Source organism: Turicibacter sp. GALT-G1 (assembly GCF_025594995.1).
Lineage (GTDB): Bacteria > Bacillota_I > Bacilli_A > MOL361 > Turicibacteraceae > Turicibacter > Turicibacter bilis.
Map to the genome: position 1 here is coordinate 1 of NZ_JAMQUS010000021.1, position 7,989 is coordinate 7,989.

General features: G+C 33.0%; 8 protein-coding genes. 4 read left to right on the forward strand and 4 right to left on the reverse strand.

The window, feature by feature from the left end:
- Nucleotides 1-176: 176 nt before the first annotated feature.
- The 3 genes from NEH74_RS03825 to NEH74_RS03835 form a co-directional block, all read right to left on the reverse strand.
- A complete protein-coding gene (locus NEH74_RS03825; RefSeq protein ID WP_238581307.1) occupies nt 177-2,273 on the reverse strand; it encodes a sensor histidine kinase in 2,097 nt (698 codons plus the stop codon).
- Between the two features lie 135 nt (nt 2,274-2,408).
- Nucleotides 2,409-2,654: a hypothetical protein gene (locus NEH74_RS03830; protein ID WP_055243941.1), complete on the reverse strand. Its 246-nt coding sequence runs from the start codon at nt 2,652-2,654 to the stop codon at nt 2,409-2,411.
- A 168-nt stretch (nt 2,655-2,822) separates the two neighbouring features.
- Nucleotides 2,823-3,527, reverse strand: a complete 705-nt coding sequence (locus NEH74_RS03835; RefSeq protein WP_055243938.1) for a response regulator transcription factor — start codon at nt 3,525-3,527, stop codon at nt 2,823-2,825.
- A 137-nt stretch (nt 3,528-3,664) separates the two neighbouring features.
- Here NEH74_RS03835 and rfbB point away from each other — a divergent pair, with 137 nt between their 5' ends.
- Entirely contained in the window at nt 3,665-4,621 is a 957-nt protein-coding gene (gene rfbB / locus NEH74_RS03840; RefSeq protein WP_070099810.1) for a dTDP-glucose 4,6-dehydratase, read from the forward strand.
- Between the two features lie 38 nt (nt 4,622-4,659).
- Here rfbB and NEH74_RS03845 read toward each other — a convergent pair whose 3' ends face one another.
- Complete coding sequence (locus tag NEH74_RS03845; protein ID WP_055305871.1) at nt 4,660-5,625, reverse strand: tocopherol cyclase family protein; 966 nt, start codon at nt 5,623-5,625, stop codon at nt 4,660-4,662.
- A gap of 92 nt (nt 5,626-5,717) precedes the next feature.
- Here NEH74_RS03845 and NEH74_RS03850 point away from each other — a divergent pair, with 92 nt between their 5' ends.
- From NEH74_RS03850 to NEH74_RS03860, 3 genes are all read left to right on the forward strand, one after another.
- Nucleotides 5,718-6,236: a GNAT family N-acetyltransferase gene (locus NEH74_RS03850; protein WP_147614379.1), complete on the forward strand. Its 519-nt coding sequence runs from the start codon at nt 5,718-5,720 to the stop codon at nt 6,234-6,236.
- A 69-nt stretch (nt 6,237-6,305) separates the two neighbouring features.
- Complete coding sequence (locus NEH74_RS03855) at nt 6,306-6,431, forward strand: hypothetical protein (protein ID WP_256637855.1); 126 nt, start codon at nt 6,306-6,308, stop codon at nt 6,429-6,431.
- Between the two features lie 125 nt (nt 6,432-6,556).
- Nucleotides 6,557-7,936, forward strand: coding sequence for a YjiH family protein (locus NEH74_RS03860; RefSeq protein ID WP_055305870.1), 1,380 nt, complete (start codon nt 6,557-6,559; stop codon nt 7,934-7,936).
- Nucleotides 7,937-7,989 lie beyond the last annotated feature (53 nt).

Consider the following 7,989-nt stretch of genomic DNA (forward strand, 5'->3'; position numbering starts at 1 on the left):
ATTCGAATAGTCGCACTCTTTGAGTGCTTTTTTTATCTTTATAAGTCTATTTTTACAAAACTAATTTTATATCTTATCTTTTTGTATATTATAAAACTCCAATCAGTTGATTGGAGTTTTTTTATAAGTTGAATTAATAGATGGAGAGGTATTGAGGGTGTTAGAAACTCTCTATTTTACAGTGTATTTATTTTGATAATAACTTTGAATAAATCACCATCTTGTGATAATTCAAATGCTGCTCCGTGTAATTCTAAAATTGATTTTACAATGGATAGTCCGAGTCCTGAACCTTCTGTATGGCGAGAACTATCTCCTCGTTTGAAGCGTTCAGCTAGTTCAGATACGTCGAATCCTAATTCATAGTTCGATATATTTTTTAATGTTATGATAATTTCAGAACCTTCATAAGTCATTTCTAAGTATACTCGTGTTGCGGGTTGTGCGTATTTGATTACATTACTAAATAGGTTTTCAAATACACGGTACATTTTTCTTCCATCACAATAGGCATACATGTGTTGATTAGAAGTTTTTGTTCTAACAATTAATTTTTGATCTTCAAATCGATCTTCATATTCTGCTAGTGCTTGATACATTAAGGCAACTAAATCTACTTGTTCTTTATTTAATTCAACAGCTCCACTAGCCATTTTGCTAGCTTCAAATAAGTCATCGATTAATACTTTTAATCGTTTCGATTTATTATCAATGATTTGTAAGTATTCTTGTCGTTCTTCTTCTGTGATGTCACTTCTTTTAGCTAAGTCGACATAATTTAAAACACTAGTTAGAGGTGTTCTAAGATCGTGAGAAACGTTTGTAATTAATTCTGTTTTCAATCTTTCACTATTTGATTGTTTTTGATTTGAGATTGCAAATCCTTCACGAACGGCATTCACATCTTTAGCAATATTAGCAATAAGACCATTTCCTTTAACATAGATTTCAGATGTTATTTCGTTATTTGCCATTTTAGATAAAGTATCAGCAATTGCCTGAATTGCTTTAGTGCGTTTTTTAATGATAGATAAAAGAATGAGTGCGAGTATTACACTAATAAACGTAATAACTAGGAATGCCCCATAGTCATGGAAACAAAATCCCCAGATTATTCCCCATATCCCAATAATACATGAATATACAGTGATTCGTATAAATGTATTACGATAAATAGGTAGTTTACTCCAATCATCAATATTACTCATGTAAAATCCTTTATACCATTCTTGCTTAAATAACTCTGGATTTTTTATTCGATGGATAATTCCTTTAAGTTGTAAAAAGAAGAAGTATAAAATAGATAATAGGATAATAACTTGTAGAATTAATTTGAATCCATAAGATAAAAGATTTCCATAGTATCGATAGTATGTAGTTAGGTTCATATTTTGTAATATGTACACTGTTACTAGGAAGATTAGACCTTTGAATTCAATAGGTAAGTCCAAGTATTTATCTTCAATCCACTTGTATTGGGGTGGAATATTAAGTTGTGTATTTTTAATTTTTTTAAAATTACGATAGATAGGAATGACAAGGATAATCGCTGCAAGAATTGCTCCAATCCAAATAACTTTAGTTGTTATATTTTGAATAAATGCACCTTGGATTGTTGATTCTCCCATTGGATATTTAGGGAGGTAGAGTGTTCCGCTAATTCCTTTATCACGAGCACTACTATTAACAATACTAAAATTCGAAACATTTTTTCCTTTATAGGGAATTTCAATAATATTTAGATAATCTTTTTCTTCTAAGACTACATTAGTATAATGATTTCCATTACTATCAGTTATATCATAATAAAAAGCATCTTGTTGGTCATAGTATGTATTTTTATAGTGAGAGACTTCAGATTGATATTGTTGATATTTATCATATTGAATCATATCTCTGATTTGCTCATCAGTTAAGGTATTAATCGAATAGTGTTCGCCAGTATTGTCATCATAAAGGTATTGTTCATATTGATAGCTATCAAATTTTGCATCAAGAATCTCTTGTTTAGTCACCTCAATCTCTTCTAATGGGATTTGAAGTTTTTGTAATTGGATTTGCGTTATGTAAAACGAATCTAGAAATTGTACTACTTGTATAGCATATTGATCTGATTGAAAATAATTAAGTGGGAATATTTGACCAAACCTTAGTTGATCAGTGATGTAATTAAAGGATAGTAAGAAGATAAAACAAGAAAGTAAGAATTTAATCCAGCTTTTTTTTAGAGGTTCTGGGACTCTAGATTGATTCATGTCCTCTTTATTTTTCATAAGTTCAACTCCATTATTTTATTAATTCTATTGTAAGAGTAACATCTATATCTTAAAAATTACATAGTTGATTTCTTAAGAAATTCTTAATACTAAGAAAAAACCACAGCACGATTTGCTATGGTCTATATCAGATTAGATTAATGGTTCTTTACGATCAATTTTATGTAACTTTTCATATTCCTTGATTGCTTTTTTGAATTGATGATATTGCTCTTTATAATTTTTTTCAAACTCTTTTGTTTGTGGCGGCACTAATAGTACTAAGTTGATGTCAACACGATACCTTGTTGTCCAATTAGATTGTGGTTCATTTTTTGCTTCAGTTGGGTGTTGGTTATAACTAATTGTATGTTGTATTGATTGTAATAACTTAACCATTCCAGTTTTGACACGGTCATTTGTTGATTCGATCAGTAATGCTAGTTGTGGGATGTCGTAGCATTTGAAGATTGGTGATTTAAATTATAACGGTGATTTAGTTGATGTAATTCGGAATAATTAAATATAAGTATCCCCTTAGTATGAATATTATATAATTGGGTAAATCTAAGCTTCAATTTTATAGCCGATTCCCCAAACAACTTTAAGATATCTAGGATCACGGGGGTTAATTTCAATTTTTTCACGAATTTTTCGGATATGAACGGCAACGGTATTTTCTGCGTTATATCCGGGTTCATCCCAGACATTTTCATAGATATCACTGATAGAGAAAACACGGCCTTTATTACGCATGAGAAGACTAAGAATTTTGAATTCTGTTGGTGTCAGACGAACTTCTTTTCCATCTACAAAGACTTGCTTTGTTGCAGTGTTGATACGTAGGCCATTAACTTCAAGGATATCTTGATTAGTACTTGAAGTAACAGTTTGCGAACCGAGTTGTAAATAGCGACGAAGTTGGCTTTTAACACGTGCAACTAATTCCATTGGATTAAAGGGTTTGGTAATATAGTCATCTGCTCCAAGCGAAAGTCCCATGATTTTATCAGTGTCTTCTGACTTAGCAGTGAGCATGATGATGGGAACATTTGAGAATTCTCTGATGAGACTTGTGGCAACTATTCCATCTATGCCTGGCATCATCACGTCCATTAGAATTAGATGAATGTCTTGTTGCTTCATTAAATCGACAGCTTCTTGACCGTTAGTAGCCATAATAGTTTCAATATCTTCCCCGCGAAGATAAATACGGATGGCTTCTCTAATTTCACGTTCATCATCGACTACGAGTACACGAGGTTTTGTCATAGAGATGAATCCTCCTTAAAAAGTATTTTTATTTATTATACCGTTCTTTCCTTATACTAGTAAATACCGTCTATTGTTTTGAGATTTGATTATAAGTATAATATAGTTTAGTTTATGTAATTTTACGGGGGATAGCTATGACAAAGTTGTTAGTAACGGGTGGATCAGGTTTTATTGGTTGTAATTTTATTGAGTATATGTTGAAGACGTATCCCAATTATGAGGTCATTAATTTAGATTTATTAACGTACGCAGGTTGTTTAGAAAATAACGGAGCTGTACAAGATTATCCACAGTATCGATTTATTCATGGTGATATTCGAGATAGGGCGTTTATTTTTGAATTGTTTGAGAAGGAACAATTTGATTGGGTTGTTAATTTTGCCGCTGAGAGTCATGTGGATCGTTCAATTGAAGATCCGAGTTCATTTTTGACGACGAATGTATTAGGAACTCAAGTGTTAATGGATGCTTGTCGATGCTATGGGGTGAAGAGATTCCATCAAGTATCAACCGACGAGGTGTATGGAGATTTATTATTAGAGGATGATACTTTATTTACAGAGATGTTCCCATTGAAGGCATCTAGTCCGTATTCTGCCTCGAAGGCTAGTGCAGATTTATTGGCATTATCATATTGGAGAACGTTTAAATTACCTATCACGATTTCTCGTTGTTCAAATAATTATGGGCCTTTTCAGTTTCCTGAGAAGTTAATTCCATTGATGATTTTAAAGGCAATGAAAAATGAAAAGTTACCTGTATATGGAACGGGGCAGAATATTCGAGATTGGTTACATGTTTGGGATCATTGTCAGGCTATTGATTTTATTTTACATAAAGGGCGTATTGGAGAAGTTTATAATGTAGGTGGAAATAATGAGTATTCGAATTTAACGATTGTAAAGCTGATTTTGGATGAACTGGGTAAGCCATATGAGTTGATTGAATTTGTGAAGGATCGTCCAGGTCATGATTTACGGTATGCGATTGATTCAAGTAAGATTAAATATGAACTTGGATGGGAGCCTTTGTATACATTCGAAGATGCATTAAGGTCGACAATTTCGTGGTATGTGGATAAGTTTAATTGATATAAAAAGGGGATATCTCATTTTGAGATATCCCCTTTTTAGTCATCAAGAAGTTTGGAGAAGTCGCCACCATATTCAATGCCGCACGCTTTTCCAATTCCATGATAGATTAGTAGATTTTTTTTGGTATTGATAAGTGTCATTTCGACTTCACCTTTAAGTGTTTCTTCAAGTATTGGTGACATTTTTCCGTTTTTAGGTCCGTAACATTCAACAAAGTCTTCTGGTTTACTTTTTGTTTTAAGAATGAGTTGGAGATTATCATGCGTTGCACACAGGATGATGTCTCGATCGCAGACGGTAATGTTAAGTTTACTGTTGTTCATCGTTGTAAAAGGATAGAATTTGTGATCGACAGTAACACCAATCAGAAACCCGCGGAATTCTTTAATGAGTGGAAATGGAACAATACCGAGCGAGCACGTTACAGTTGCTCGGTGATTCTCGAAGTTATTACTTTGAACCCAAATCCATGAGGTAGGAAAACTTTTTCCCCAATTTTTTTCGATATAGTATTTTCCGTTACTAAAATCAATCACTTGTCCGTTAATTTTTAGATGACCCTCTTCAATATCCCCGTCGATTGCGCATACTTGGCTGTAACATTCCATAAAGGGAAGGTGATTGTAAATCCCCATGCTCCCTGGATTAAGTTTAGAATCTGGCCATTTCGTAGGTGATCCTAAGTATAAGATGCCGTGAACTTGTTCGAGATTGACGTAGATTTTATTAAAGCTAAATTCATTAATTCCGATATTTATTTTTAGATGACGGTTATTTGAGTAAAAATCATCTATACTATATCGGTAATAGTGATAGGAATGATTAACTAAGTTAATCACTTGAATGAAGCTATGATGATCTCGTGTATCTTCACTGCGAGAGATTCCAGGAATAAACGCTAAGGCATAAGTTGCAGTGGCGTCTACGATTTTAAAATACCAACCCTCAAAAAAATTAGTATATTGATCGTGGCCATGATACAAATCAGGATTTATTTTCATTGTTTGGCCTCCATATATTAACTTTCTTGTAAATGTGAATAATTAATGTTATTATGTGCAATATGACTAAGTTTTATACAGAAGGTGATAATTTGGATCAATTGTTTGATGCAGTTTATGAGATTATGAAAGAATCATTTCCAAGGGATGAATTTAGAAGTTATGAAGGTCAAAAAGCATTGCTAGAACGTTCGGACTATCATTTGAAGACGTATGAGCAGGAAGGGAAATTATTAGGCTTTTGTGCATATTACGTGTTTGATGAGTTTTTATATATTGAACATTTAGCTTGTACACCATTATCCAGAGGTCTTGGAATTGGGACAAAGTTAGTTCAAGATATTTTATCAGAAGCGGGTAATCATCCCGTTATTTTAGAAGTGGAACCCCCTGTGGATAAAGTGACGAAACGACGAGTTGGATTTTATGAACGTTTAGGGTTCGTTTTAAATCTTTATCCACATTATCAACCGCCATTAAATCTAACAACAGATATGGTTGAATTAAAAATTATGTCCTCTTTTAAAGCATTAGAGGAAGAAGAACAAAAGGCATATCGTCGTATTTTAAATCAAAGAGTATATGGTGTAGATGCAGAGTTTAGAATATAGGGACCGGATTCGGTCTCTTTTTTGTATGATGAAGGTAATAGTGGTTATAATAGGGATGAGGTGATCGGATTGAAAGATTATGAGATTGCATCGTTAACAGATGAAGAAATTGCAGCATTACAAATGATGGAACAAGAGTTTTTTAATACGTTTCACGAAGAGATTGTTCTTGTGGCATGGAAGAAGACTGAATAGTAAAAAGGGTCTTCTTTTTTGTTGTAAAAAGATGATTATTGTCGTTAAAATGGTTGATAAGTTTTGGCCTACCAAGTATACTTATAAAATCAAAGAAAAAATTTTTTATAAGGATGGTAATAATTATGAATAAAAACAATCAAGCTCCAGTTAAAGGCTCGTGTAGCTCATATAAGATTTCAGAAATATTAAAGTTTTTAGTTCCTTCTTTAATTGGTGTGACGTTATTTATGCTTCCTGTTTCTCAGGCTGGTGGGATTACGATTCCGATTGCGATGTTATCAAATTGGGTTCAAGCACACTTTGCAGATGTTTTACCTACAGTAGTTTTATTTTTAGTGATGATTACAGTGATCGGAACGATTGTAACGAAGTTATTTACACCAAAATTCATTCTTAAAAATGAATTTTTAAATAATTTATTTAATGTGACACCGGTTTGGTTTGTGATTCGTATTTTAGCAGCAATTTTTATTGTTATGGCTGTTTATGAAATAGGATTCGAGGCCATTTTCTCGTTAAACACGGGTGGATTAGTTTTATATGATTTGCTCCCAATTCTTTTCTCCGTATTTTTATTTGCAGGGTTATTCTTACCTTTATTATTAAACTTTGGATTATTAGAGTTTGTTGGGACATTATTATCAAAAGTGATGCGTCCAGTCTTTAATTTACCTGGTCGTTCGGCGATTGATTGTATTGCGTCATGGTTAGGTGATGGGACAATCGGAGTTTTATTAACAAGTAAGCAGTATGAAGATGGATTCTATACGAAGCGTGAAGCAGCTGTCATTGGAACGACGTTCTCATTAGTATCGATTACGTTTAGTTTAGTTGTGATTAATACGGTTAATCTTGGAAATATGTTTGTTCCATTTTATGTAACAGTGACGATTGCGAGTTTAGTAGCTGCTATTATGTTACCGAAGCTACCGCCATTATCTAAAAAAGAGGATCGATTCTTTGATGGCACGCTAAAGGTTGAGAATGAGAAAGCATTAGCTGGATTAAATAATTTTTCTCATGGATTTGCTCAGGCAATTGAAAAGGCGAAATCACAGGATTTAATTCAAGTTATTTTTATTGATGGGTTTAAAAATGTGTTAGATATGTGGCTAGCAGTTATTCCAATTGTTATGACAGTTGGAACGATTGCTTTAGTGATTGCTGAGTATACGCCAATTTTCAAAATTTTAGGGTTACCATTCTTACCGGTTTTAATGTTATTACAAATTCCTGAGGCTATGGCAGCTTCTCAAACTTTAGTAGCGGGATTTGCTGATATGCTATTGCCATCTGTTTTAGCATCTGGAATTGAGAGTGAGATGACTCGCTTTGTCATTGCAGCCGTATCTGTTTCTCAGTTAATTTATTTATCTGAGGTTGGAGCTTTATTATTAGCTTCAAAGATTCCTGTTAATTTAAAAGAGTTATTTATTATTTTTATTCAACGTACATTAATCACATTACCAGTGATTGCTTTAATTGCACATTTAATTTTTTAATTAAGTTAGGCAGAAAATCAAAACGATTTTCTGCTTTTTTATGTGCGCCCGGC

Excerpts from the sequence above, each read along its gene's own strand:
- NEH74_RS03825 (WP_238581307.1), bottom strand. The coding sequence starts at position 2,273 with ATGAAAAATAAAGAGGACATGAATCAATCTAGAGTCCCAGAACCTCTA.
- NEH74_RS03830 (WP_055243941.1), bottom strand. The coding sequence starts at position 2,654 with ATGGTTAAGTTATTACAATCAATACAACATACAATTAGTTATAACCAA.
- NEH74_RS03835 (WP_055243938.1), bottom strand. The coding sequence starts at position 3,527 with ATGACAAAACCTCGTGTACTCGTAGTCGATGATGAACGTGAAATTAGA.
- rfbB (WP_070099810.1), top strand. The coding sequence starts at position 3,665 with ATGACAAAGTTGTTAGTAACGGGTGGATCAGGTTTTATTGGTTGTAAT.
- NEH74_RS03845 (WP_055305871.1), bottom strand. The coding sequence starts at position 5,625 with ATGAAAATAAATCCTGATTTGTATCATGGCCACGATCAATATACTAAT.
- NEH74_RS03860 (WP_055305870.1), top strand. The coding sequence starts at position 6,557 with ATGAATAAAAACAATCAAGCTCCAGTTAAAGGCTCGTGTAGCTCATAT.